This window comes from Streptomyces sp. NPDC034099, assembly GCF_055575415.1.
The window spans coordinates 329410-352962 of the sequence record NZ_JBVISR010000008.1 but is presented as its reverse complement, the minus strand read 5'-3'; the positions used below and the strand labels follow the sequence as shown (position 1 = coordinate 352962).

Genomic DNA, 23553 nt, shown 5'->3' with positions numbered 1-23553 from the left:
CCGGCCCGGGCAGAGTCCGGGTGGCGTCCGGGAGGCGCTGGTGGAAGCACTGGCGGGATTCCGTTGGAAGCTGTCGTTTCAGCCCCTGTGCGACCGGTCGCCGCCTTTCTACCTTGGTTTTCGATCACCGCATCGCCCGATCCTGCCTCCCGGAGCCCGACCGATGACCAAGTTCCTGCTGTCCCTCCACGTCCTCGCGGCCATCGTCGCCGTCGGGCCCGTCACCGTCGCGGCCAGCATGTTCCCGGCGGCCGCGCGGCGCGTGCCGGTGGACGTGCCCGTCGGGGGCGGGGGCGGGGACGGGGCGGTGGACGCCGGGGACGTGCGCACTGTCCGGCTGCTGCACCGCATCTGCCGGGTCTACGCCGGCCTCGGCATCGCGGTGCCGGTCCTCGGCTTCGCCACCGCCGCCTCGATGGGGGTCCTGCAAGACGCCTGGCTGATCGCGTCCGTCACTCTCACCGCCGTCGCCGCCGGGCTCCTGGCCGCCTTCGTCCTGCCGCGCCAGGAGGAGCTCCTGCAGCAACTGGCCGACGGGCAGCCCGTCGAACGGGCCCGCACGGCCCGGCTCGCCATGTTCACCGGCCTGTTCAACCTGCTGTGGGCCACGGTGACCATCCTCATGATCGTGCGGCCCGGGTCCACGACCGGCGCCTGAGGGTCCGTTCACATCCTGGCGGAATGCGCACCACCACGTGAACGGGCGCCTAGACTGCTCAGTCGCGCCCCCGTACGGGGGCGGACGACACGAAAGGCACGTTGACGGGTGTTCCAGGATTCCCCCATCTACGACCGACTCGTCGCCGAACGCGGTGACGTCCCCGAGCAGGTGCGGCGGGACGCCGAGCGTGTGAGCAGGGAACTGGAGGTGGTCATGCGTCCGTTGCGCGCCCCCGGGCACCTGCCGGGCGTCGAGCGCCAGCCGTCCCCGGGTGCCGGCTGGCAGCGTACCGCCCTGCTGCCCGGTCCCCGCCCGCACTGACGGGCGCGCCGGACCTCACCCGACCGCCGCCGTCTCGGGACCGCCCGCCTCCACCGCCTCCTCGGCGCCGGGCCGGGCCAGCCACTCGGCGATGGTGCGGGCGATCGGCTGGCCCGTGTCCACCTCGACGAAGCCGAACTGCCCCGACTGGTTGCACTCGAGGAACCACCAGGTGCCGTCGCCGTCCTCGGCGAAGTCGAGGGCGCCGTAGGCCAGTCCGGCCGCCCGGAGGTAGGCCCGCACCTGCTCGGCGACGCGCGGCGGCACCTCGGCCGGCCGCCACGGCTCGCCCGACGCCGTGAAACGGACGTCCACCTCGTCCGGGTCCAGGCTCGCCAGTGCCGTCTTGCGGGCGGCCAGCAACACCTCGCCGACGGCGGTCAGCCGGATGTCGGCGCGCTTGGCGATCCGGCGTTGCAGCAGCGTCGGGCCGTGCGCGACGGCGGAGAAGTCGGCCTCGGGCGGAACCCGGCTGGTCGGCACGGCCCGGGGCGGATCCTGCGGATGGGCGCCCGAGACGGGCTTGACCACCAGATCCGGATAGCGCTCGGCGAACTCGCGTGCCGCCCGCGGAAACGTCGTGATCAGCGTCGCCGGCACGGGCAGCCCGCACCGCTGGGCGAGACGCAGCTGCCAGGGCTTGTACCTGGCCCGGTACGCGGCGTCGGGCTGGTTCATCCAGCGTGCCTCCGAGCCGCGCAGCATGCCGTACAGCGCCTGGCCGGCCTCCTCGGTCAGCCACGCGGACGGCTCGGCGGCCCGCGTGGCCGCGCCGCCCGGCCTGCGCACCCAGACGGACCGCAGCCCGCCGATGCTCACCAGGCGGCCGCCCGAGGACAGATGGCCCCGGAAGGAGCCGTGCACGAACTCGCCGGACAGCGCGACGGAGTCGGTGAGGTCGGCGGGGTCCAGGCGGACCACCGGTACTCCCGACGCGTTCAGGTGCACCACCACCATGTCGGCGGTGACGTCCTCTTCACTGGTCAGGATCAACACGGTCATTCTCGACGGCCCGTGTTCAGTCGTCGAAGTGGGTCTTCGACCCCGCGGTGGAGGTCGTGGTCCCCAGTTCCCTCAGCAGCGCGTGGTCGCAGGCGGCGACCCGCCCGTCGAGGAGCACGTTCAACTGCAGCCCGGAGTCGTAGACGTACGGAGTGGTGGCTTCCAACTCCACTGCGGGCCGTGCGTAGTTGAGCGCGAACGGTTGCATCGTCTCTCCCTAGTCGGTGCTGCGCCGATCAGGCGACGATCCCTGTGCGCCGTCACCTGGTCCGCCGACTTCCTTCGGCTTCCAGAGACTTATACGAATCGAACGGGTGATTGGTTTCCTTACGCTGCGTAATCACCGGGCGGGCCGGTGCCCTGCCGCCCGTCCGCGGGGCCGCGCCGCCCGGCGATCGGGCCGCGCGCGGAACGCAGGGCCAGGAGCAGCACGCCGATGTCGTCCAGGTAGACCGGATCGGGCAACAGGTCCGTCGGGAGCACCAGGTAGAGGACGGCGCCCCAGAACACCCAGCGCGGGCCCGTGGGCAGGCCGGCCCGCCTGAGGTCCCGCCGGGTGCGGACCAGACGCACCAGGACGGCGAGAGCCGCCGCGAGGACGAGCGCCGCGAGCAGCACCGCCACGACGATCACTGTGGTCGTATCCACGGTCCCCTCCTTCGGCGCGCGGTACGCGCCTCCCCACCCGGATGCCCGCTCAAGTCGGCGGCAAGACCCGGGGAGGCGGTCTCTCATCCCTGTGGCCCACCGGAGTGGCACGGCGCGCTGGACGTGCCTAGTAATGGCAGCACACAGCGCGAGTCGCATGTCGGGGACGCAGGGCGGCCGCACCCCCACCACACGGAGAGATCATGACCACCGGCTCTTCATCACCCCGCTCGCCCGAGTACGCCATATCCGCCGTGGACCTGCCCACCGGGGAGACGACCACGACCACCGGCACGGCGCGACCGCCCGGCGCGGAACACGCGGTCCGGACGTCCGCCGACCGGCCCTCGCCCGAGCTGGAGGGCGACCTCTGGGACGTCGACTTCGACGACGCCGACCTCCCCGAACTCGAGCCCGATCCCGACCTCCCCGCCTCCGAAGCGGCTGCCGCCCCCGACGCGCAGCCCGACGCCGCCGACGGTGCGGCGCGCGCGTACGGCGATCCCGTCGGCGACCTGGTGCGCGCCGCCGTCGCCGACCGGCCGCTGGACGAGGTCGTCGACCTGATCACGACGCTGGAGCAGTCACCGCGGTACGCGCAGGCCACGATCGACGCGCTCCGCGCGGTCGGCGTGAACCGGTCCGTCGAGGACGTCACCCGGCTGGTCGGCCTGCTGACCCGGCCGCCGCGGCCGTCCGACAGCGCGGACGAGGCGATCCGGGCCGCGGCGGAGTGCCGCTCCGTGGAGGACGTGACCCGGCTGATGGCGCTGCTGCACCGCACCCCCCTGGAACCGCACTGCGGGCAGGAGGCCGTGCGCGCCGCCGCCACCGGACGGCCCGTGGAGGAACTGGTCGAACTGATCGGCCGGCTCGCCGAGGACGGCCACGTACGCCCGGAGCGGCCCGATGCCCGGCGGTTGCGGGCGGCCCGGGACGCGGCCGACGAGGACGACGGCGGCGAGCCCGCCACCCGGTCGGCGGGGCTCACCGGCGCCCCCGGCGGAGCGGACCGCCGCGGCCGCGAACGCCGCAGGCCGCCACTCCCGTTCCGCCGGGGACGCGACCGCGACGAGTCCCGTGCGGCCCGCGACCGTGAGGCGCCCCGTGCGGCCCGCGACCGTGCGGAATCCCGTGCGTCGCGTCATGAGGAGTCCCGTGCTCCGCGCGACCGCGACCGGGCCCGTGCGGCCCGCGACCGGGACCGCGCGGCACGGCGGGCCGCCCGCGGCCCGGTCTGGCCGGCCTGGCTCACCGTCGCGGTCCTGGCCGGGTGCGGCGTGGCCTACTTCCCGCTGCACCGCGGCGACGCCTCCGCCCCGGCCTACGGGGTGGCGCTCGGCCTGTCGGCGCTCTGCCTGGTGCTGGCCCTGCTGCTGACCGTGCGGCCGGCCGTACCGCTGCTCGCCGCCGCGGTCGTGGGACCGGCGGCCCTGGCCGCGGCCAAGCTCTACGGCAGCGCCACCCCCTCGGCCCGGGTGTCCCCGGTCACGGACCTGACGCTGGCACCGGTCTGGATCGCGGTCGCGGTGGCCGTGGTCGCCTCGCTCGTCGCGCTGACGGCACTGTGCGTGCGGGTGGCCGCACCGGCCTCCGCGCGGCGCAGGCCGGCCCGCTCCGTGGCCGTGGCGAGCCGCACCGCCGCGGACTGACCGGCACGGCCCGCTTCCCGACAGCGCGTGGTCCGCGCCGGAAGGTGAACCGGCGCGGACCACGCGTGTGCCGTCAGACGCCCAGCGTGCCCGCGGGATGCTCGTGTTCCAGCAGGGCGGTGAGCACCCGGTCGGGAGTGAGCGGCAGTTCCCGGAAGCGGATGCCGGTGGCGTGGTGGACGGCGTTGCCCACGGCCGCCGCCGAACCCACGATCCCGATCTCGCCGATCCCCTTGCTGCCCATGGGGTTGAGGTGGTCGTCCTCCTCGTCGACCCAGTGCGCCTCGACGTCCCCGACGTCGGCGTGCGCGGGCACGTGGTACGACGCCAGATCACGCTCGACGAAGTCGCCGAACACCGGGTCCACGGTGCTGTCCTCGGTCAACGCCATGCCCAGGCCCATCGTCATGCCCCCGATGAACTGGGAACGGGCCGTCCGCGCGTTGAGGATGCGCCCCGCGGCGAACACGCCCAGCAGCCGGGTCACCCGCACCTCACCGGAGACGGTGTCCACGCCCACCTCGGCGAAATGGGCGCCGAACGCGTGCCGGGCGAAGGGGCTCTCCGCGTCCACCGTCCCGGAGGTGTCGGCCTCGGCCGTGACCCCCTCGTCCGGCAGCGGCCCCGAGCGCTCCGCCAGCCGGGCGGTCAGCCGGACGCAGGCCTGGTGCACGGCCGACCCCCAGGACGCGGTGCCCGAGGAACCACCGGCCATCGGGGCGAACCCGATACCGCTGTCGGCGACCTCGACCCGCACCCGGTCCAGCGGGGCGCCGAGGGCATCGGCCGCGATCTGCGCGAGCACCGTGCGGGCACCCGTGCCGATGTCGGTGGCGTTCACCCGCACCAGGAACCCGCCGTCGGGCAGGGCGCGCGCCGAGGCGACGCACGGGGAGACCAGCACCGGGTAGGTGGCCGCGGCCACCCCGCTGCCGATCAGCAGGGGACCGGCCTCGCGGGACCGCGGACGGGGATCGCGGCCCTCCCAGCCGAAGCGCCGGGCGCCCTCGCGCAGACACTCCACCAGATGCCTGCTGCTGAACGGCTTTCCGCTGTCCGGCTCGCGCTCCGGTTCGTTGCGGATCCTCAGCTCCACCGGGTCGACGCCGAGTTCGGCTGCCAGCTCGTCCATCGCCGATTCGAGGGCGTACATGCCGGGGCACTCGCCGGGGGCGCGCATCCAGGAGGGCGTGGGCACGTCGAGCGCCGCCACGCGGTGGACCGTGCGCAGGGCGGGAGCGGCGTACATGACCCGCGCGGGAACCGCCGCCTGTTCCACGAACTCCTTCACCCGCGAGGTGTGCGTCGTCACCTCGTGCACGAGCGAGGTGAGCCGGCCGCCGTCGTCCGCGCCGAGGCGCAGCCGGTGCAGGGTCGGCGCGCGGTGCCCGACGACGGCGGGCAGGTAGCGGCGCGGCAGCGCGACGGTCACCCGCCGGCCGGTCTCGCGCGCCGCCATCGCGGCCAGCACCACCTCGGGACGCGGCGTGCCCTTCGAGCCGAACCCGCCGCCCACGTGCTCGGCGCGCACCGTGATCCGGTCCTCGGGCAGCCCGAACAGTCGCGCCAGTTCCTTGCGCACCGCCGTGGTGCCCTGGCTGGAGCAGTGCACGGACAGCCGGTCGCCGTCCCAGTGCGCCGTACTGGCGTGGGGTTCCATGGGGTGGTTGTGCAGCGGAGGCACCCGGTACTCGACGTCCACCCGGGCCGCCGAGGAGGCGAGGGCGCCGTCCGGGTCGCCCTGCTCGGTGACGGCCGGGAAGCCGCCGTTGGCGGACTCGGGGATGTACGCCCCGGAGTGCGAGGCGGTGAGCGTCACGTCGTGCGGCTCGGTCTCGTAGGTGATCCGGACGGCGGCGGCTCCGGCCCGGGCCGCCTCCAGCGTCTCGGCCACCACCACGCCCACGAACCAGCCCCGGTGCGGGACGTGCGGGTCCTGCAGCACGGCCAGCGTCGGGTCGTCCGGGGTGCCGAGCCGGGGCGCGTTCTCGTGCGTGAGCACCGCGAGCACGCCGGGCAGGGCGAGCGCGGGCGCGGTGTCGACGCCGGTCACCCGGCCCCGTACGACCGTCGCCGGCACGGGCCAGGCCTGGGCGCGGCCCGGCGCGGGGTACTCGGCGGCGTACCGGGCGGTGCCGGTGACCTTCTCCCGCCCCTCCCGGCGCTCGACGGGAGCGCCCAGGACGGCATCGGTGGCGGTCATGGAGTCCTCCTCGTGGACACCTCGGTCGTCAGGTGGTGGCGGGCGGGGCGAGCCGACCCAGTACGTCCAGGGCCAGCCGGCGGGCCAGCGGCACCTTGTAGGCGTTGTCCCGCAGGGGTTCGGCCGCGGCCAGTTCCAGGTCGACGGCGTGTTCGAACGCCGCCGTCGTGGGCGCCGCGCCCAGCAGCGCGTCCTCGGCCCGCCGGGCCCGCCAGGGCCGGTGCGCCAGCGCGCCGAAGGCGATCCCGGCCCGCTCCACCACCCCGTCCGCGAGGTGCAGCACGACGGCGACGGAGGCCAGCGCGAAGGCGTACGACGCCCGGTCGCGGGCCTTGCGGTACGCCGAGGGCAGCCCGGCCGTGGCCGCGGGCAGGACCACACCGGTGATCAGCTCGCCCGGGTGGATCTCCGTGTCCCGTTCCGGATGCAGCCCGGGGAGCCGGTGGAAGTCGGCGGCGGGCACGCTGCGGGCGCCCTCGGGGCCGTGCAGCTCCACGCGCGCGTCGAGGGCGGCCAGCGCCACCGCCATGTCCGAGGGGTGGGTGGCGATGCACCGGTCGGAGTGGCCGAGCACCGCGTGATCGCGGTGCACGCCCTCCAGCGCGCCGCAGCCGCTGCCGGGCTCCCGCTTGTTGCAGGGCTTGGAGACGTCCTGGAAGTAGGGGCAGCGGGTGCGCTGCAACAGGTTGCCGCCGGTGGTGGCGGCGTTGCGCAACTGGCCGGAGGCACCGGCCAGCAGCGCCTGGGACAGCGCGGGGTAACGGTCGCGCACCGCGGGGTGGGCCGCGAGGTCGCTGTTGCGCACCGTCGCCCCGGCCCGCAGACCGCCGTCCGGCAGTTCCTCCACGGTGTCCAGCGGCAGCCGGGTGACGTCGACGAGCACGGCGGGCGTCTCCACGCCGAGCTTCATCAGGTCGACGAGGTTGGTGCCGCCGCCGAGGTAGCGGGCGCCGGGGTGGGCCGCGAAGGCCTCGGTGGCCTCCTCGACGCTGCCCGCGCGTACGTAGGCGAAGGACTTCACGGGATCACGTCCTCGACCGCGTCGGCGATCCGCGGATACGCACCGCACCGGCACAGGTTGCCGCTCAGCCGCTCCCGGATCTCGTCCCGGCCCAGCGCGACGGGCTCCCCGGAGGGCGTCCCCGGGTCGGTGACGTGGGAGGGATGTCCGGCCGCTGCCTCGGCGAGCGCGCCGACCGCGGAGCAGATCTGGCCCGGGGTGCAGTAGCCGCACTGGAAGGCGTCGCGGTCCAGGAAGGCGCGCTGCACCGGGTGCAGCTCCTCGCCGTCCCCGGCGAGACCCTCGACGGTGGTGATCTCACAGCCGTCCAGGGCGACCGCGAACAGCAGGCAGCTGTTGACGCGCCGCCCGTCGACCAGGACCGTGCAGGCCCCGCACTGCCCGTGGTCGCAGCCCTTCTTGGCGCCCGCGAGGTCGAGATCCTCCCGCAGGAGGTCCAGCAGGACGCGGCGGTGATCGACGGTGAGGGTGTGCGGTTTGCCGTTGACGCGCAGCGTGGTCTGCGAACGGGAGGGTGCCGGTGGGCGGGAAGCGGGGGCGCTGTCGTGCTGGCTGTCCATGGCGTCGATGACCTTCCGGGACGGGCCGTGCTCCTGTGCCGTCCGCGTATCCACCTCGCGCCGGATGACACGTGAGGGTGCCCTCACCGCACGGCACCGCCTCCCGCAGGGGAGACCCCCGGGTTCGATGCCCCCGAGCCAGCCGAAGGCGCCCGGCGCCGGGCGCCTTCAGTCGTCGGTCGCCCGGGGCCCGGGAGGCTCCGACGTGTCGCGAGGGGCGGTGGCGTGCGGGCGGGAGGCCCTGGCGGAGCCCCTGAACCGCTCCAGCGTGCGGGTCAGACCCCGCAGGGGAGACGCCGACGGTGTCTGGGCGGGCGCGGGTGCCGCCGGTGCCGCCTCGGCGGACTCCCGGTACACGGCCAGGGCCTCGGCCGCGCGTTCCGCCGCCTCCCGGTACAGGTCACGGGACCGGGTCATGGCCTCCAGCGCCTCCGCGTACATCTTCACCAGCTTGCGCTCGCGCTCCAGCTCCTCCTCCAGCGTCAGCAGCCGCCAGTCCTCCCGCAGCGAGCCGAGGGCCGCCACCGCGTCGTCGGGCAGCGGCCTGGGCAGCGCGGCGAAGGACGTCACCGCCGCGATCAGCCCGGTGGGCTCGGAGCCGTCCAGGAAGACGGTGCGGACGGAGAAGTCGTCGGCGGCGTAGTCGGCCGGGGCCGGCGTGCCGGGCAGCACCACGGCGCCGCCGCGCGGCACCTGGACCCCGAAGTCCTCCAGGGCCCAGTTCACCACCCGCAACTGCTGCGGCGCGGCGCGGTGCTCGACCACCCGGTGCCGCAGACCGGGCGGCAGCCGCTGCGCCAGCGGCACCCGGCCGCGGTGGTCCGGGGTCATCGCCTCGTGCAGGACGACGTGGATGTTCCACGGGCTGCGCCCGGCCTCCTTGAGCAGCCGGCGCACGGCCTTGTCGTCGTCGGGCAGGGTGTTGATGCCCCGCAGCCGCAGCCCCGTGGCGGCGTCCCGGTCCCAGGTGACGTCCGGGTCGTCGGGCCAGAACACGGTGGCGGGGGAGGGCCAGGCGAGGTCCCAGGCCTCCTCGGCCTCCGCGAGCAGCGTCCAGTCCTGGCCGCCCGCCGAGCCGGGCTCCAGGATCAGTCGGGCCCGCACGGTGACGGCCCCGGGGGCCTTCCAGCGCGCCTCGAAGATCCGTGGACCGGGAGTCCCGGCGGCCGCGGGCTCGGCCGCAGGCTCCCCGGGCGGCTCCAGGAAGTCGTCGATGACGTGGTCGTCCTTGAGCCGCTGCAGCCGGTGCCGGACGGTGTCCTCGGCCGCTGAGCCGACATGGCGGCCGCGAGCGGCCCACAGCGTGGGCGGATGCGTGGGGCGGGCGGTGGGAGAGGTCGGCATGGGTCCATCGGGCAGCAGGGGCACGGACGTAGGCAAGTATCGTCGCCGCAGGTCGGTCGAGAGCACCGGGGGGTCCGCCGACCGGGCGTGCCGCGGCGCTGCGCACGGTGCGGCCGGCCGTGGCGCGGGTGCGTGGTGAGCGAGGGTGGGCAGGAGCAACCCGACCGACCGTACGGCACGAGAAGGAGCGACCTGATGAACCTCGACCTCGGCGGACGCACCGCACTGGTGACGGGCTCCTCGCAGGGCATCGGGGCGGCGATCGCCGCCGGGCTGGCGCGGGCCGGTGCCACCGTGGGCGTCAACGGGCGCGACGCCGGTCGCCTGGCGGAGAGCGTCGAGAAGCTGCGGGCCGAGGTGCCGGACGGCGCGTTCGTGCCGGTCGCGGCCGACCTCGGTACCGAGGAGGGCGCCGAGCGGGCCCTGGAGGCGCTGCCCGACGTGGACGTCCTCGTGAACAACCTCGGCGTCTTCGGTGCCGCGCCCGCGCTGGAGATCAGCGACGCCGAGTGGCGCCGCTACTTCGAGATCAACGTCCTCGCGGGCGTCAGGCTGACGCGCGCCCATCTCCCCCGGATGAGGGACCGCGGCTGGGGCCGGGTGCTGTACATCGCGAGTGACTCGGCCGTGGTGATCCCGGCCGAGATGATCCACTACGGGGTGTCCAAGACGGCCCTGCTCGGAGTCGGCCGCGGCTTCGCCAAGGAGGCCGCGGGCAGCGGCGTCACGGTGAACTGCGTCATCGCCGGGCCGACCCACACCGAGGGCGTCGAGGACTTCGTGTACCAGCTGGTCGACCGCGACCTGCCCTGGGACGAGGCACAGCGCGTCTTCATGCGCGAACACCGCCCGCAGTCCCTCCTCCAGCGGCTGATCGAGCCGGAGGAGATCGCCAACCTGGTGGTGTACCTCAGCTCCCCGCTCGCCTCGGCCACCACCGGTGCGGCCGTCCGGGTCGACGGCGGATACGTCGACTCGATCCTGCCGTAGCGTCTTGGGCCCCGGTCGCCCTCGGCCTCAGTCGTCCTCGGCCGCGCGGCGCCGGTCCGCCTCGTTCCAGGCCCGGGTGTCGCGCGGTTCGACGTACGGTTCCTCGTCCGGCGGGAAACCGCCGTCGATGACCCGCTGCCGGGCCAGCTCCGCGTCGAACTCCAGGCCGAGCAGAATGGCCAGGTTCGTCACCCAGAGCCACACGAGGAAGATGATGACGCCCGCGAGGGTGCCGTACGTCTTGTTGTACGAGCCGAAGTTGGCCACGTAGAAGGCGAACCCGGCGGAGGCGAGCAGCCAGATCAGCAGCGCGACCAGGCTGCCCGGAGAGATCCACTTGAATCCCTTGACCCGGGCGTTCGGCGCGGCCCAGTACAGGATCGCGATCATCAGGGTGACGAGCAGGACCAGCACCGGCCACTTGGCGATCGACCACACGGTCAGCGCGGTGTCGCCGACGCCGAGCGCCGTGCCGGCCTGCCGGGCCAGGCTCCCGGTGAACACCACGATGAGCGCGCTGACCACCGCGAGCACGAGCAGCACCACCGTCAGGGCCACCCGCAGCGGCAGCACCTTCCACACCGGACGCCCCTCGGGCACGTCGTAGACCGCGTTGGCGGCGCGGATGAACGCGGCCACGTAGCCGGACGCCGACCAGACCGCGCCCACCAGACCGACCACGGCCAGCACGGAGCCCAGGCCCGCCTTGGCCTGGAGTTGCTCCACGGCGTTCGTGATCACGTCCCGCGCGGAACCCGGCGCGAGCTTCTGTACGTTGTCCAGGACCTCCTGGGTGGCGGACTGCCCGGCGATGCCGAGCAGCGAGACCAGCACCAGCAGGGCCGGGAACAGCGACAGGATGCCGTAGTAGGTCAGGGCGGCGGCCCGGTCGGTCAGCTCGTCGTCCTTGAACTCGTGGACGACGCGCCGCGACAGCGCGAACCACGAACGCCGGGGCAGTTCGGTGGGGGAGTCGGGGGCGGCGTCCTCGGTGGCGGCGCCGGGACCGTAGTCCTCGGCCGTCTTCTCGCCGTCCGGTCCGTCGGCCGGTTCGTCCGCCGGTGTGTCCTTAGGATGCTTCCCGCTGCGGGGGAGGTGGAGTCGGGCCATGACCCCCGGGTTGCCCGTCTCGGCGGTCGCACGCTCCCTCACCGGACGGGCCCTGGACGGGCCGAACTCCGCAGTATGCCCGAGCGCGCGCACGTTCCTCTGGAAAATGCCAAAGCGCTCACCGGATGCGTGCACTTTCCGTAGTGTCGTCGTCACGTTCGCGGTACAGCCGTGCAGGGGAGGGGATCCGGCGTGCCCGGAATCGACGAGAGTCTGCTGGAAGCCATGCGACTGCCCGGCGCGCGCGGAGCGTCCCTGGTCGACTGGATCAGCGGGCTCGCTCTCGGTGCCGTCGGCGAGGCACCGGGCGGCGACTGGGAGGCGACCGCCGCGGAGACGGCGGAGCTGGGCCGGCACGTCGCGGAGAGCGGCTCCCTCGCGGCGGGCGGCATCGCGGAGCCCGGCAAGGAACCCCCGGTGGAGGACCTGATCGCCACCACCGGCGACGCCTACCACCTGCTCAGGTTCGTCAGCACCCCGTTCGACAGCACCGTCTTCCTCCACCTGTGGCTGGACCGCAACGACGGAAACCTCGCCCTGGCCCGCATCCGGCTGGCCGAGCTGGCGGACCGGCTGGTGCTCGGATGACCCGGGTGACGACCGCCTGGACCACGCACGGGACGACGTCGGAGGCGCTCGGTGCCCTCGCGGCCGAAGGCGCCACCGGTGCCCTGTCGGGCGAGCGGGGCATCGTCTACCTCTCGGCGGGCCGCGTCGTGCACGTGGAGTCGGCCGTCACACCCGACCTCGGCGCGCTGCTCACCCGCAGCGGCGCGGTCCCGCCGGACGGCTGGTGGGAGGCGGTCGACCGGGGTGGCGCCCAGCACCGGGTCGGCCACCGGCTCGTGGCCGGCGGCCGGCTCACCGCGGGCGCGCTGGAGGTCTGCCACCTGGGCGCACTGTTCGACGCCGCGTACTTCGTCCTGGCCCACGACACACGCGCCCAGCGCTTCCGGCCCGGGGCGGTGCACTGGCTCGGCGCGGTCCGCTCCGTCCCGGTGGACGTCGTCGTCCGCGAGTGCGGGCGCCGGCGCGACCTGCTGGACCGGATCTGGCCCGACCCCGCCATCGACGCGCTCCCCCTGGCCCGGGTGCCGGGCGCGGACACCGCCGAGCTGCCGGTGCGGCGCGGCCGCACCCTGGCCCAGGTCGACGGCGTACGCACCGCCGCGCAGATCGCGTCGGCGCTCGCCTGCCGCACGTACCACACCCTGGTCGAACTGCGGCGCCTGGCCGCCGACGGCCTCGTCCGTGCCGCGCCACCCGCCGCCCCGCCCCTTCCCCCCGGCCCGGAACCGCGGGCGGTCGTGTGGGACGACCCCGACACGGCCCTGCTGCGACGGCTTCGAGACGCCTTGGAGGCCCTGTGATCCGCGCGCGCCGCCGGCGCGACGAAAGGAGACTGCTCATGGCCGTCGAGAGCGACGTCCTGGACGAACTGCACCGACTGCGCAACCGCGTGCCCCAGCTGACCGGGTCGCTCGCGGCCACCGTGGACGGCCTCGTCCTGGCCCACGACGCGCCGGGCACCGAACCCGAGGGTCTCGCCGCGCTCACCGCGGCCGCGCTCGGTGTCGCGCACCGCATGGCCGAAGCCACCGCGCGCGGCGGTTTCCGCGAACTGCTGCTGCGCGGGACGGACGGTTATGTCGCCACCTACGCCGCCGGTCCGGCCGCCGTGCTCACCCTGCTCGCCGACGGCCGGGTCAACGTGGGCCGCCTGCACCTGGAGGGGCGGCGCAGCGGCGCGCGGATCGGGGAGCTGGTCGCCGCCGGGACCGGGGCGGAACGCGTCCGCGCCCCGGCCGCCGGGCACGGTGCGACGCCGCCCGCCCAGCCGGCCCGCCCCATCGGCACCCTGCCGGTGCGCACCCCGCAACGGCCCGCACACCAGCCCACCCCCCGGGCCGGCGGTCACCACCGGCCGGCCTGATCCACCCCTCGCGTACCGATCACGTCCGGAAAGGAAACCACCATGGCCAACCTGGAGACCTCGCTCAAGGAATGCCTCAGCTCCATCGACGGAGCGACCGCCGTCGCGCTGGTCGACTACACCAGCGGAATGGCGCTCGGCACCCTGGGCGGCGGCAAGGACTTCAACCTCGAGGTCGCCGCCGCCGGCAACACCGACGTCGTACGGTCCAAACTGCGCACGATGGAGCACCTCGGTCTCAAGGACGAGATCGAGGACATCCTGATCACCCTGAACACCCAGTACCACATGATCCGCCTGCTCAAGGGGCGCGGCGGCAACGGGCTGTTCCTCTACCTGGTGCTGGACGCGAGCCGCGCCAACCTGGCCATGGCCCGCCACCAGCTGCGCCGCATCGAGACCGACCTGGAGGTCTGAGCCCGCCCGCCCGTTCGCCCGCCGCGGACCCCGCGGACGCGTCCGGCGCCGGTGCCCCGCGAGGGGGCCACCGGCGCCGGACGTCCTGGCTCAGGCGCCGCTCTCGCGGAGCATGTCCTCGCGCTCGACGTACTTCACGCGCTCACGTCCCTGCGGTTCGCCCTGCGCCTTCTCCGCGGCGTCGAGCCTGTACCAGCCGTCCCAGGTGGTGAAGCGGACGTTGCGCTCGGCGAGGAAGGCGTCCACGGCCTCGGGAGCGGGCGAGGCGGGCGTCTGGAGACGGCCGTTCGCGTAGTCGTCCAGCAGGTTGGCCACCGTCTCGTTGGCATCGCCCTTGGTGTGCCCGATCAGACCGACCGGACCGCGCCGGATCCAGCCGGTGACGTACGTCGACTGCAGGTGCTCGCCGGACTCCTGGACGACCCGGCCGCCCACGTCCGGGACGGTGCCCGTCTCGAGGTCCCAGGGCAGCTTGGGCAGCTGGTCGGAGAGGTAGCCGACGGCCCGGTAGACCGCCTGGACGTCCCAGTCCTTGAACTCGCCGGTGCCCTTGACGTTGCCCGTGCCGTCCAGCTCGGTGCGCTCGGTGCGCAGGCCGACCACCTTGCCGTCCTCGCCGAGGATCTCCGCGGGCGACTCGAAGAAGTGCAGGAACAGCTTGTGCGGGCGGTCGCCGACGTCGCGGATCGCCCAGTTCTCCAGGGTCTTGGCGACCATGTCGGCCTGCTTGTTGCCGCGCCGGGTCGCGATCGAGCCCTCGTCGTAGTCGATGTCCTCGGGGTCGACGATCACCTCGATGTTGGGGGAGTGGTCCAGCTCCCGCAGCTCCATCGGGCTGAACTTCGCCTGCGCCGGGCCGCGGCGGCCGAAGACGTGGACCTCCAGCGCCTTGTTGGCCTTCAGGCCCTCGTACACGTTCGGCGGGATCTCGGTGGGCAGCAGCTCGTCCGCGGTCTTGGCGAGGACACGGGCGATGTCGAGGGCCACGTTGCCGACACCGAGGACGGCGACCTTCTCCGCCTCCAGCGGCCAGGTGCGCGGGAAGTCGGGGTGGCCGTCGTACCAGGCGACGAAGTCGGCCGCGCCGTACGAACCGTCGAGGTCGATGCCGGGAAGGGACAGCGCCCGGTCCGCCGTGGCGCCGGTGGCGAAGATCACACCGTCGTAGAAGGCGCGCAGATCGTCCAGGCTGACGTCGGTGGGGTAGTTCACGTTGCCGAAGAGGCGGATCTGCGGCTTGTCGAGCACCTGGTGCAGGGCCGTGATGATGCCCTTGATCCGCGGGTGGTCGGGCGCGACGCCGTAACGGATGAGTCCGAACGGGGCGGGCATGCGCTCGAAGATGTCGATGGAAACACCGGGGTCGGCGGCCACTTCGGACTTGAGCAGGGCGTCAGCGGCGTAGATCCCGGCCGGGCCGGATCCGACGATGGCTACCCGCAGAGGGCGGGGCATGTTCAGGTTCCCTTCGAGCGGTGACAGATCGACTCTCCGGGAAGCCTAAGCTAAGGCAAGCCTAAGTCGGTACGCGGGTCCGGTCTATGAGGTCATAAGGACATCTTATGGGATCTCATGGCCCGGGTTTGGGGGTCGGGTGCGCGTACCGGGCCGGGCACGGGTTTGAAGCCCTGGTCACGGGTGACGCAGGCGTGGGGACGCGGTGGTGCGCCCCGTGCCGCCTCACGAGAGGAGCCCGTGTGCAGCGTCCGGACGACGACAGCTCGGACCCCAACCGTTGGCGGGCCCTGTGGGTGACCCTGGTCGCCGGGTTCATGACCCTGCTGGACGTGACGATCGTCGCCGTGGCCCTGCCCTCCATGCGGGAGGGGCTGCACACCTCGCCGGCGGCCGTGCAGTGGGTCGTCTCCGGCTACGCGCTCGCGTTCGCCCTGACCCTGGTGACCGCGGGCCGGATCGGCGACGCGTTCGGCAGGCGACGCGTCTTCCTCGCCGCCCTGGCCGCCTTCGTGCTCTGCAGCGCCGCGGCGGGGGCCGCGCCCGGCATCGAACTGCTGGTGGCCGCCCGGCTCGCCCAGGGAGTCGCCGCGGGCAGCCTCGCGCCCCAGAACTCGGCACTGATCCAGCAGCTGTTCCGGGGCGCGGAACGCGGGCGCGCGTTCGGGCTGTTCGGTGCCACCGTGGGGGTCTCCAGCGCCGTGGGACCCGTCGTCGGCGGTCTGATCCTGGCGCTGGCGGGCCCCGAGGGCTGGCGGTGGATCTTCTACGTGAACGTGCCGGTCGGCGTGCTCGCGCTGCTCCTCGGCTTCCGCCTGCTGCCCCGGGTGGCACCCGGCGGCCGGGGGAGGCTCGACCCCGTGGGCGTGGCGCTCCTCGGCGCGGGCATCCTGGCGGTGATGCTGCCGCTGGTCCTCGCCGAGGGCGGGGGCCTGACCAAGGTGTGGTGGCTGTTCCCCGCGGGCGCGCTCGTCCTCGTCGCCTTCGCGCGATGGGAGCGCCGGGTCGCCCGGCGGGGCGGGCAGCCGCTCCTGGAGCCGGGACTGCTCACCGAGACCCGCGGCTACGCCACCGGCGCGGGCCTGGGCGCCCTGTACTTCGTGGGGTTCAGCGGGGTGTGGCTCGTCTTCGCGCTCTTCTTCCAGAACGGCCTGGGCTACTCACCGCTCATGTCCGGCCTGGCGGTGACCCCGTTCGCCGTGGGCTCGGCCGTCGCCGCCGCCGTGGCCGGCCGGCTGGTGGAACGGCTGGGGCGGCTGCTGACCGTCTGGGGGCTGGTAGCCGTCATGGTGGGGCTGGGCACGACCGCGCTGCTGCTCTGGCTCGCACCCTCCGGCCCGGCCGCCTGGCTCGCCGCCCCGGCCCTGCTGCTCGGCGGGCTCGGCAGCGGCTGTGTGATCTCCCCGAACATCACCATGACACTCCGCGACGTGCCGGTGCGGATGGCGGGCGCCGCCGGGGGCGCCCTGCAGACGGGCCAGCGGCTGGGCGGCGCCGTGGGCACCGCCGCGCTGCCGGGACTCTTCTACCTGACGCTGAACGCCACCCACGACGACTACCACGAGGCCGTGGCCCTGTCGGTGGGCACCGGAGTCGCCGCCATGCTATGCGCGCTGACCGTCGCGGTCCGCGACTGGCAGCGGGACCGCCCCGGCGGCGACCGCGGCTGCCCGCCGGAGACGTCCCACAGTCACACCCACGCCGGTCAGAACTGACCGCCCCGCCGCACCTCCGCGGGCGGGCGCTCAGCGGCGCTTGCCGAACCTGCGCAGCATCTCCTGGGCCTGCGCGCGGCGGCGCGGGTCCGAGGCGGCCCGGCGCACCTGTTCGGTCGCCCGGCGCCCCTGCGGGCTGCGCGCGAACCGCTTGATCCGGTCCAGTACTCCGGCCATGACGTTCCTCCGAGTCGACGACGTGACGTTCCGTCCTGCTGTCCTGCCGTGCTCGTACCCAGAGCCCCGCCGGACACCCCTGCCGGGCGTTCGCACGTTTGAACCCGCCGCACCGGGCGACCCGCCGGACAGGACATCGCACACGAACGCCGAGAGGTGAACACAGTGGCCGGCAAGGAGAAGTCCAAGTCCAAGATGGAGCAGGCCAAGGGGAAGGCCAAGGAAGCGGCCGGCCGGGCCGTCGGCAACGAGAGGATGACGGCCGAGGGCCGCGCCGAGCAGTCCAAGGGCGACGCCCGGCAGGCCAAGGAGAAGGGCAAGGACGTGTTCCGGCACTGACGCGGAACACGGAACCGGCGGCACACGGGCCGCGGAACCCGGCGTACGGCCGGTTCCGCGGCCCGTCTCCTGCCCGGACGCCCCGGTGGGGGCCGTGGGCCGGACCGAGGGTCAGCCGATGTGGTAGGCGTCCCCGTACACGTGCCAGTCCAGCGGCGGCTCCAGGTCGAGGTTGCCCTCGTTCAGGAAGACGCGCTGGGCCGTGTCGACCCGGCTGGTGTCGCTGTGCGCCTCCTCCTGCTTCATCGCCCACACCCGCTCGTCGAGGAAGGCGTGCAGGTAGGCGACCTCGTCGCCGCCCTGGGCGGGCGGCCGGGCCCGGCCGAGCGCGCGCTCCCGGATGCTGCCGAAGCCGAGGCCGCCGCCGTCGCCGTGCATCACGAGCGCGTCGTAGTACGCGAACTGTCCCAGCGTCCGCAGCCCGTCCTCCTTGCCCCGCCGCACGGCCGGGTCGAAGTACACGCGGTCGCGCTCGTCGTCCTGGGCCCGGCGGAAGTCCGGGTCCTCGTCGGCGGCCCGGCGCCAGTCGTCCGGGAAGCCGGGGTCGAGGCCCTCGTGCGAGTCGGAGCCGTCCACCCGGCGCAGCGCCGGCAGATAGGGCGCGAGCACGTTCCCGGGACGCCGCTCGGCGTACAGCTCCACCAGGTCGAGCATGTCGCCGGTGCCGGAGCAGAAGCCGATGATGCCCGCGGTGTAGCCGCGGCCGTCACCGATGTCCTCGATGTACCGGTACTGCGCCTTCCAGTCGAGCGAGGAGTTCTCCGCGCTCGACACCAGTTGCATGGCGATCTCCTTCTTCGCCGGGTCGTCGAGTCCCGTCGCGCGCGCGGACGCCGCCGCGGCACGCGAGGGGGTGAGCAGGGGGACCGTCGCCAGGGACGCGCATGCCATGGCGAGCACGGTACGGCGCGAGGGGCCTGCGGGGCGCGCCGGGCCGGGGATGGGGTGCCTCACGGGATCTCCAGGTGTGGGGGAGTGGGGGAGGGAGTGCCGGGCACTGATAGGAAAGTTTCCTACCAGACAATCGGCGTACTGGGCACCCGTCCGGCGCGAAATCGGTACGGAACAGGGGACGGCCACGGGGCGGCCACGGCCCCCCGCGTCCGTCAGGGAACCGGCTGCTCCGCCCAGATGACCTTGCCGGCCGGTGTGTAGCGCGTGCCCCAGCGCTCCGCGAGCTGGGCGACCAGGAAGAGTCCGCGTCCGCCCTCGTCCGTCATGGCCGCGTAGCGCAGGTGCGGGGAGGTGCTGCTGCTGTCGAACACCTCGCAGATCAGGCTGCGGTCGCGCACCATCCGCACATGCACGGTGTCACCGCCGTACCGGATCGCGTTGGTGACCAGCTCGCTCAGGATCAGCTCCGTGGTGAACGCCAGCTCGTCCAGACCCCACTCGTCCAGCCGCCGGGTGACCTGGGACCGGATCTCGGCGACCGCCGCCGGATCGTTCGGGACGTCCCACTCGGCCACCTGGTCCGGACCCAGCAACCGGGTCCGGGCGACCAGCAGGGCGATGTCGTCGCCCGGCCGGTCCGGGAGCCGGGCGTCCAGGACGGTCCGGCAGGTCTCCTCGGGCGTCTCGCCGGCCGTCTCCAGAGCCTGGCGCAGCTGCTCCAGACCGACGTCGATGTCGTGCACGCGGTCCTCGACCAGCCCGTCGGTGTACAGCACCAGACGGCTGCCCTCCGCCAGCCGCAGTTCCGTCGTCTCGAACGGGAGGCCGCCCAGGCCCAGCGGGGGCCCCGCGGGCACCTCCGGGAACTCCACGGTGCCGTCCGGCCGGATCAGGGCGGGCGGCGGATGACCCGCCCGGGCGATCACACAGGAGCCGGCGACCGGGTCGTAGATCGCGTAGAGGCAGGTCGCGCCGGTCACCGGGGCGTTGCTGTCGTCGGCCGCCTCGTCCTGGTCGATCCGTCCGACCAGCTCGTCCAGCAGCCCGAGCAGTTCGTCGGGCGGCAGGTCGAGGGCGGTGAAGTTGTGCACCGCCGTGCGCAGCCGGCCCATGGTGGCGGCGGCGTGCAGCCCGTGCCCGACGACGTCGCCGACCACGAGGGCGACCCGGGCCCCGGACAGCGGCAGCACGTCGAACCAGTCCCCGCCGACCCCCGCCTGCGCGGGCAGGTAGCGATAGGCGACGTCCAGCGCGTTCTGCTCGGGCAGCCTGCGGGGCAGCAGACTGCGCTGGAGGGTCACTGCCATGCTGTGCTCGCGGGTGTAGCGGCGGGCGTTGTCGATGGAGACCGCGGCCCGCGCGACCAGTTCCTCGCCGAGCGCCAGCTCGTCCTCGTCGAACGGCTCGGGCTTGACCGAACGCCAGAAACTCACCACGCCGAGCACCAGGGTCCCCGCGCGCAGCGGGACGGTGATCAGCGAGTGGACCCCGTACTCCACCACCTGCGCGGAACGCTCCTGGTCCTGCGCCTGCCAGCCCGGGGCCTCGCCGAGGCGGGGCTCCAGGACGGCCCGGCCGCTCCGCAGGGTGCGGCCCTGCGGGGACGAGTCCACGTAGCGGATCTGCCGTCCCACCGGATAGAGCGGAACGTCCTCGGTGATGCCGCTGAGCGCGGCGCGGCGCAGCGGCGTCACGCCGCCCGGCTGACCGCCGGCCAGCACGGTGTCGAAGAGGTCGACGGTGACGTAGTCCGCGAACCGGGGCACCGCCAGCTCGCCCAGTTCCTCGGCGGTGCGGGTGACGTCCAGGCTGGTCCCGATGCCCACGCCGGCCGCGTAGAGGATGTCCAGGCGTTCCCGGGCGGTCTCCGCCCGGCCGGACAGGGCCCGCAGCTCGGTGGAGTCCCGCAGGGTCGCGACACTGCCGGCCGGACCGCCCCGGACGTCCGTGGGGCGCTGGTTGATGGCCAGCAGCCGGTCCTTGACCAGATGCACCTCGTCGGTGGCGGCCTGGCCCGAGGCCAGCAGCTCCGCCAGGTCGGACGGCAGCCCGAGCGCGCTGACGTGCCGCCCCTCGGCGTCGGGGGGCAGGGCGAGTAGCCGCCGCGCCTCGTCGTTGGCCAGCAGCAGTCTGCCCTCGCCGCCGACGATGAGCACGCCCTCGCGGACGCTGTGCAGCACGGCGTCGTGGTGTTCGTACATCCGGGTCATCTCGTGCGGCCCCAGGCCGTGCGTCTGCCGCAGCAGCCGGCGGCTCACCAGGGCCGTGCCCCCGGTCGCCAGGGCCAGTCCGACGGCCGCCGCGCTCAGCACCAGGGGCAGCTGGCGGTCGGCGACACCGCCCACGTTCTCGGTCGTGATGCCCGCCGAGACCAGCCCCACCACCCGGCCGTCGGGGTCCTCGACGGGCACGATGGCCTGGACCAGCGGGCCGATGGTCCCCTCGATCTCCTCGGTCACCGTCTTTCCGGCCAGCGCGGGGGCGGTGTTCCCGACGAACTTCTTGCCGATGCGGTCCGGCTTGGGATGGGTGTAGCGGACGCCCTCGGGGTTGGTGACCACCACGAAGTCCACGTCCGTGGCCTTGCGCACCGCCTCGGCGCGGGGCTGCAGCACCGCCGTGGGGTCGGGGCTGCGCAGCGCCTGGAGGATGCCGGGGGAGTTGGCGAACGTCTCGGCCACGGAGACGGACCGGTTGCGGGCCTCCACCGTGCTGTCGTGCCGCACCTGGAGCACCAGGGCGACCGCCGCGGCCACCACCAGGAGCAGCACGATGACCACGTTCATCACGAAGACCTGGCCGGCCACGCTGCGTCCGGACAGCGCCGAGCGCAGCGCCGAGGCAGGCCGCCCCGCGCCCCCTCCCCGCCGTGACCGGTCCGCGTCCTGCCGGTGTCGGGCGTGCGGGCCGCCGGGACGACGGGGTGACCGTTGTCCCGATCGACCCATCAGTCGGACCATGTGCCCATGTCTACACTGCCGGGCCCGGAGTGGCGAGGGGCACCCCCCGTGACACGGGGCTCGCCGGACGGGGGCCGCGGGCGCGGGCGCCGCGGGTTACCGGGTCGGGCACGGCTGTGTTCACCGGGGGCTCCCCGGGCGGGCGCGGCGGGTGGCGAGCAGCAGCGCGATGTCGTCGGGACGGTCCGTGGTGCGGCGGGCGGTCACGACGATCCGGTCCGCGACGCCCGCGAGCGAACGGCTCCCCGGCCGCGCGGCGGGCGCACCGGCCCTGGTCGGCGCGAGGCGCAGGGCGGTGATCCCCTCGTCGATGTCGGTGCCGGGCCGCTCCACGAGACCGTCCGTGTACAGGGCGAGGACGGCGCCGGGCCCGACCGTGAACTCGGTCAGCGGATACGGCGCGCCCGGGTCCACCCCGAGCACCACCACGCCGGGCAGGTCGAGCGTCTCGGTGCGTCCGTCCGGGTGGCGCAGCAACGGCGGCGGGTGCCCCGCGCGAAGCCGCGCAGGCCCGCCCGGTGGCGGGGTCGAGCCGGATGTAGCAGCAGCTCGCGAACAGGCCGGGGTCCAGATCGGCCAGCAGGTGGTTGACGCCGCTCATCACCTCGTCGGGCGGACGGTCGCCGAGGGCGAAGGCGCGCACCGCGCTGCGCAGTTGCCCCATGGTGGCCGCGGCCTGCACGCCGTGCCCCTGCACGTCCCCGATGACCAGGGCCATGCCGTCGCCGGAGGCCACCACGTCGTACCAGTCCCCGCCCACGTCCAGGCCCTGGGTGCCGGGCAGAGAACGGCCCGCGGTGTCGAGCAGCGGGTGCGCGGGCAGCCGCCGGGGCAGCAGCACCTCCTGCAGCCCGCGGGCGAGCGCGGTCTCGGACTCGTGGCGCCGGGCCTTCTCCATGGCGTGGGCCATGAGCCCGGCGAGGGCGGTGAGCACCGTGCGCTCCTCGGTGCTGAAGCCCCGGGAACGCTCGAGGCCGAGGATGCAGGAGCCGACCGGGCGTCCGGAAGCGATCAGCGGCAGGAAGGCGCGGGCGCCCTCCGTGGCGTCCAGCGGGATGCCCGGGCCCGCGGCGGCGAGCGCCTCCATCGAGTCGCGCCCGGCGCAGCTCGCCCTTCCAGGACAAGCCGGGCGACGGATTCAGCGAGGAGGCAAAGTGGTGGAGGCCTGCCTCGCGGTGAGCCGTTGCACCGGCATGACGGTCTGGGGCGTCACCGACAAGTACTCGTGGCGCGGCAGCGGCACCCCGCTGCTGTTCGACGGCGACTACAACGAGAAGCCGGCCTACGACGCCGTCCTGGCCGCCCTCGGCGGCGCGGGCGACCCCGGAGACCCTCCTGGACCGCGACGGTCACCCTGCCCGCGCAGCAGACCGTCTCGTCCCTCTGGAACGGCACGCCCACCCGGAGCGGCAACGTCATGACGGTGCGGCCGAGCTGGAACGGCACCCTGGCGGCCGGCGCGTCGACCAGTTTCGGGTTCACCGTGGCGAAGAACGACAGTGACGCAGCGCCCACGGCCGGCACCTGCACCGCCTCCTGACCCGGGCGTTCCGGGCCGGCCGTCCGCGGGCGCGGTCGGCCCGGGGCCCGTGCGAAAAACGGTGTGTCCGGCGGAAGTCGGGGCAAAGGGTTCGTGGGAAGCGCCCTGGTGCGTATCGTGAGAACCGGGGACCTTCGCTTCCTCCACTCGGCCCCGGACCGGACGGTGAGGCTCGGTATGACTCCGGCGCACGGATGCGACGCCGCGGATGCCTCCGTCGTGTCCGCGGTCGCCGAGTTCAGGGGAGAACCGGCGATGATCCCCGCTTCCAGGGACGTCGTGCACGGCTTCGTCGCGCGGCTCGCCGAGCGGGGCCTGGACCTGACGGACGCCTTCCTGGACGCCGCCCGTCTGGTCGCGACCGAGCTGGTGACGAACGCGCTGCGGCACGCGCCCGGCCCCTGCCGGCTGGAGCTGACCCTGGTGGACGACCGGGTGGAGTTCGCGGTGTCGGACACGGGGGACGCCTTCCCCACGTTCCTGCCCCGTGATCCCTTGCGGGTCGGCCGGCACGGACTGGAGATTGTGACGCGGCTGTGCGGCGAGGTCATCACCAAGCCGCACGCGGCCGGGAAGACGGTGTACGCGCGCCTGCCGCTGGCCTGACCCGC

Annotated in this window: 23 protein-coding genes and 2 pseudogenes; 12 read left to right on the top strand and 13 right to left on the bottom strand. The window is 74.1% G+C overall.

Translation table 11 applies throughout. The annotated features are described in order from the left end of the window. Positions 1 to 163 precede the first annotated feature (163 nt). Entirely contained in the window at positions 164 to 658 is a 495-nt protein-coding gene (locus ACZ56V_RS24300) for a hypothetical protein (RefSeq protein WP_467379913.1), read from the top strand. A 108-nt stretch (positions 659 to 766) separates the two neighbouring features. Further along, the gene (locus tag ACZ56V_RS24295) at positions 767 to 982 is read left to right on the top strand and encodes a hypothetical protein (RefSeq protein WP_398908492.1); all 216 of its coding nucleotides are present in this window, start codon (positions 767 to 769) and stop codon (positions 980 to 982) included. A gap of 15 nt (positions 983 to 997) precedes the next feature. Here the strand turns inward: ACZ56V_RS24295 and tgmB are convergent, their stop codons facing one another. From tgmB to ACZ56V_RS24280, 3 genes are all read right to left on the bottom strand, one after another. Further along, on the bottom strand, positions 998 to 1984 hold the full coding sequence (gene tgmB / locus ACZ56V_RS24290) for an ATP-grasp ribosomal peptide maturase (protein WP_468945150.1): 987 nt from the start codon (positions 1982 to 1984) through the stop codon (positions 998 to 1000). A gap of 16 nt (positions 1985 to 2000) precedes the next feature. After that, complete coding sequence (gene tgmA, locus ACZ56V_RS24285) at positions 2001 to 2192, bottom strand: putative ATP-grasp-modified RiPP (RefSeq protein WP_003978169.1); 192 nt, start codon at positions 2190 to 2192, stop codon at positions 2001 to 2003. A gap of 119 nt (positions 2193 to 2311) precedes the next feature. After that, positions 2312 to 2632: a YkvA family protein gene (locus tag ACZ56V_RS24280; protein WP_398908496.1), complete on the bottom strand. Its 321-nt coding sequence runs from the start codon at positions 2630 to 2632 to the stop codon at positions 2312 to 2314. Positions 2633 to 2835: 203 nt separating this feature from the next. On the opposite strand from ACZ56V_RS24280, the gene ACZ56V_RS24275 reads away from it, so the two are divergent. Next, positions 2836 to 4284 (top strand): hypothetical protein, encoded by a 1449-nt coding sequence (locus ACZ56V_RS24275; RefSeq protein ID WP_467379918.1) that lies wholly within the window; start codon positions 2836 to 2838, stop codon positions 4282 to 4284. Positions 4285 to 4357: 73 nt separating this feature from the next. On the opposite strand, the gene ACZ56V_RS24270 is transcribed toward ACZ56V_RS24275, so the two are convergent. From ACZ56V_RS24270 to ACZ56V_RS24255, 4 genes are all read right to left on the bottom strand, one after another. After that, positions 4358 to 6487, bottom strand: coding sequence for a xanthine dehydrogenase family protein molybdopterin-binding subunit (locus ACZ56V_RS24270; protein ID WP_468945145.1), 2130 nt, complete (start codon positions 6485 to 6487; stop codon positions 4358 to 4360). A gap of 28 nt (positions 6488 to 6515) precedes the next feature. After that, positions 6516 to 7508, bottom strand: a complete 993-nt coding sequence (locus tag ACZ56V_RS24265; protein WP_468945142.1) for an FAD binding domain-containing protein — start codon at positions 7506 to 7508, stop codon at positions 6516 to 6518. Continuing rightward, positions 7505 to 8068 (bottom strand): 2Fe-2S iron-sulfur cluster-binding protein, encoded by a 564-nt coding sequence (locus ACZ56V_RS24260; RefSeq protein WP_468945139.1) that lies wholly within the window; start codon positions 8066 to 8068, stop codon positions 7505 to 7507. The genes ACZ56V_RS24265 and ACZ56V_RS24260 overlap by 4 nt, the downstream gene beginning before the upstream one ends. A 168-nt stretch (positions 8069 to 8236) precedes the next feature. Continuing rightward, positions 8237 to 9412, bottom strand: coding sequence for a hypothetical protein (locus tag ACZ56V_RS24255; protein WP_468945136.1), 1176 nt, complete (start codon positions 9410 to 9412; stop codon positions 8237 to 8239). A gap of 195 nt (positions 9413 to 9607) precedes the next feature. On the opposite strand from ACZ56V_RS24255, the gene ACZ56V_RS24250 reads away from it, so the two are divergent. Beyond that, positions 9608 to 10402, top strand: a complete 795-nt coding sequence (locus ACZ56V_RS24250) for an SDR family NAD(P)-dependent oxidoreductase (RefSeq protein WP_365618496.1) — start codon at positions 9608 to 9610, stop codon at positions 10400 to 10402. Between the two features lie 27 nt (positions 10403 to 10429). Here ACZ56V_RS24250 and ACZ56V_RS24245 read toward each other — a convergent pair whose 3' ends face one another. Next, the gene (locus tag ACZ56V_RS24245; RefSeq protein WP_467379924.1) at positions 10430 to 11512 is read right to left on the bottom strand and encodes a YihY/virulence factor BrkB family protein; all 1083 of its coding nucleotides are present in this window, start codon (positions 11510 to 11512) and stop codon (positions 10430 to 10432) included. A 192-nt stretch (positions 11513 to 11704) separates the two neighbouring features. On the opposite strand from ACZ56V_RS24245, the gene ACZ56V_RS24240 reads away from it, so the two are divergent. The 4 genes from ACZ56V_RS24240 to ACZ56V_RS24225 are packed head-to-tail and all read left to right on the top strand — an operon-like array spanning position 11705 to position 13862. Further along, complete coding sequence (locus tag ACZ56V_RS24240; RefSeq protein WP_356368064.1) at positions 11705 to 12100, top strand: hypothetical protein; 396 nt, start codon at positions 11705 to 11707, stop codon at positions 12098 to 12100. Continuing rightward, positions 12097 to 12882 carry a hypothetical protein gene (locus ACZ56V_RS24235; protein WP_398908507.1) on the top strand — a complete coding sequence of 262 codons (786 nt, stop codon included), beginning with the start codon at positions 12097 to 12099 and terminating at the stop codon, positions 12880 to 12882. Before ACZ56V_RS24240 ends, ACZ56V_RS24235 begins: the two co-directional genes overlap by 4 nt. A gap of 38 nt (positions 12883 to 12920) precedes the next feature. Next, complete coding sequence (locus ACZ56V_RS24230) at positions 12921 to 13445, top strand: roadblock/LC7 domain-containing protein (protein WP_398908509.1); 525 nt, start codon at positions 12921 to 12923, stop codon at positions 13443 to 13445. A gap of 42 nt (positions 13446 to 13487) precedes the next feature. Then, positions 13488 to 13862 carry a roadblock/LC7 domain-containing protein gene (locus tag ACZ56V_RS24225; RefSeq protein ID WP_104633220.1) on the top strand — a complete coding sequence of 125 codons (375 nt, stop codon included), beginning with the start codon at positions 13488 to 13490 and terminating at the stop codon, positions 13860 to 13862. 90 nt (positions 13863 to 13952) lie between these two features. On the opposite strand, the gene ACZ56V_RS24220 is transcribed toward ACZ56V_RS24225, so the two are convergent. After that, entirely contained in the window at positions 13953 to 15317 is a 1365-nt protein-coding gene (locus tag ACZ56V_RS24220) for an FAD-dependent oxidoreductase (protein ID WP_398908512.1), read from the bottom strand. A 242-nt stretch (positions 15318 to 15559) separates the two neighbouring features. Here ACZ56V_RS24220 and ACZ56V_RS24215 point away from each other — a divergent pair, with 242 nt between their 5' ends. Continuing rightward, entirely contained in the window at positions 15560 to 17032 is a 1473-nt protein-coding gene (locus ACZ56V_RS24215; protein ID WP_356368051.1) for an MFS transporter, read from the top strand. A 30-nt stretch (positions 17033 to 17062) separates the two neighbouring features. On the opposite strand, the gene ACZ56V_RS24210 is transcribed toward ACZ56V_RS24215, so the two are convergent. Further along, the gene (locus ACZ56V_RS24210; RefSeq protein WP_104633223.1) at positions 17063 to 17209 is read right to left on the bottom strand and encodes a hypothetical protein; all 147 of its coding nucleotides are present in this window, start codon (positions 17207 to 17209) and stop codon (positions 17063 to 17065) included. A gap of 165 nt (positions 17210 to 17374) precedes the next feature. Here ACZ56V_RS24210 and ACZ56V_RS24205 point away from each other — a divergent pair, with 165 nt between their 5' ends. Next, positions 17375 to 17548 (top strand): CsbD family protein, encoded by a 174-nt coding sequence (locus ACZ56V_RS24205; protein WP_356368089.1) that lies wholly within the window; start codon positions 17375 to 17377, stop codon positions 17546 to 17548. Between the two features lie 111 nt (positions 17549 to 17659). Here ACZ56V_RS24205 and csnA read toward each other — a convergent pair whose 3' ends face one another. The 3 genes and pseudogenes from csnA to ACZ56V_RS24190 all read right to left on the bottom strand — a co-directional run. Further along, positions 17660 to 18502 carry a chitosanase CsnA gene (gene csnA, locus ACZ56V_RS24200; RefSeq protein ID WP_467379932.1) on the bottom strand — a complete coding sequence of 281 codons (843 nt, stop codon included), beginning with the start codon at positions 18500 to 18502 and terminating at the stop codon, positions 17660 to 17662. A gap of 152 nt (positions 18503 to 18654) precedes the next feature. After that, entirely contained in the window at positions 18655 to 21402 is a 2748-nt protein-coding gene (locus ACZ56V_RS24195; protein WP_468945125.1) for a SpoIIE family protein phosphatase, read from the bottom strand. Positions 21403 to 21522: 120 nt separating this feature from the next. Then, positions 21523 to 22495 (bottom strand): annotated as a pseudogene (locus ACZ56V_RS24190) (PP2C family protein-serine/threonine phosphatase); the annotation flags it as partial. Between ACZ56V_RS24190 and ACZ56V_RS24185 the strand changes: the two are divergent. Together ACZ56V_RS24185 and ACZ56V_RS24180 are read left to right on the top strand one after the other, a co-directional pair. Continuing rightward, a pseudogene (locus ACZ56V_RS24185) lies at positions 22476 to 22942 on the top strand (endo-1,4-beta-xylanase); the annotation flags it as partial. The pseudogenes ACZ56V_RS24190 and ACZ56V_RS24185 overlap by 20 nt on opposite strands. 255 nt (positions 22943 to 23197) lie before the next feature. Continuing rightward, entirely contained in the window at positions 23198 to 23548 is a 351-nt protein-coding gene (locus ACZ56V_RS24180; RefSeq protein ID WP_467379936.1) for an ATP-binding protein, read from the top strand. The last annotated feature ends 5 nt before the right edge of the window (positions 23549 to 23553 follow it).

Coding starts and splice junctions, on each gene's coding strand:
- ACZ56V_RS24300 (WP_467379913.1), top strand. CDS start 164: ATGACCAAGTTCCTGCTGTCCCTCCACGTCCTCGCGGCCATCGTCGCC.
- tgmB (WP_468945150.1), bottom strand. CDS start 1,984: ATGACCGTGTTGATCCTGACCAGTGAAGAGGACGTCACCGCCGACATG.
- tgmA (WP_003978169.1), bottom strand. CDS start 2,192: ATGCAACCGTTCGCGCTCAACTACGCACGGCCCGCAGTGGAGTTGGAA.
- ACZ56V_RS24275 (WP_467379918.1), top strand. CDS start 2,836: ATGACCACCGGCTCTTCATCACCCCGCTCGCCCGAGTACGCCATATCC.
- ACZ56V_RS24270 (WP_468945145.1), bottom strand. CDS start 6,487: ATGACCGCCACCGATGCCGTCCTGGGCGCTCCCGTCGAGCGCCGGGAG.
- ACZ56V_RS24260 (WP_468945139.1), bottom strand. CDS start 8,068: ATGGACAGCCAGCACGACAGCGCCCCCGCTTCCCGCCCACCGGCACCC.
- ACZ56V_RS24255 (WP_468945136.1), bottom strand. CDS start 9,412: ATGCCGACCTCTCCCACCGCCCGCCCCACGCATCCGCCCACGCTGTGG.
- ACZ56V_RS24250 (WP_365618496.1), top strand. CDS start 9,608: ATGAACCTCGACCTCGGCGGACGCACCGCACTGGTGACGGGCTCCTCG.
- ACZ56V_RS24245 (WP_467379924.1), bottom strand. CDS start 11,512: ATGGCCCGACTCCACCTCCCCCGCAGCGGGAAGCATCCTAAGGACACA.
- ACZ56V_RS24235 (WP_398908507.1), top strand. CDS start 12,097: ATGACCCGGGTGACGACCGCCTGGACCACGCACGGGACGACGTCGGAG.
- ACZ56V_RS24230 (WP_398908509.1), top strand. CDS start 12,921: ATGGCCGTCGAGAGCGACGTCCTGGACGAACTGCACCGACTGCGCAAC.
- ACZ56V_RS24225 (WP_104633220.1), top strand. CDS start 13,488: ATGGCCAACCTGGAGACCTCGCTCAAGGAATGCCTCAGCTCCATCGAC.
- ACZ56V_RS24220 (WP_398908512.1), bottom strand. CDS start 15,317: ATGCCCCGCCCTCTGCGGGTAGCCATCGTCGGATCCGGCCCGGCCGGG.
- ACZ56V_RS24210 (WP_104633223.1), bottom strand. CDS start 17,209: ATGGCCGGAGTACTGGACCGGATCAAGCGGTTCGCGCGCAGCCCGCAG.
- ACZ56V_RS24195 (WP_468945125.1), bottom strand. CDS start 21,402: ATGGTCCGACTGATGGGTCGATCGGGACAACGGTCACCCCGTCGTCCC.
- ACZ56V_RS24180 (WP_467379936.1), top strand. CDS start 23,198: ATGATCCCCGCTTCCAGGGACGTCGTGCACGGCTTCGTCGCGCGGCTC.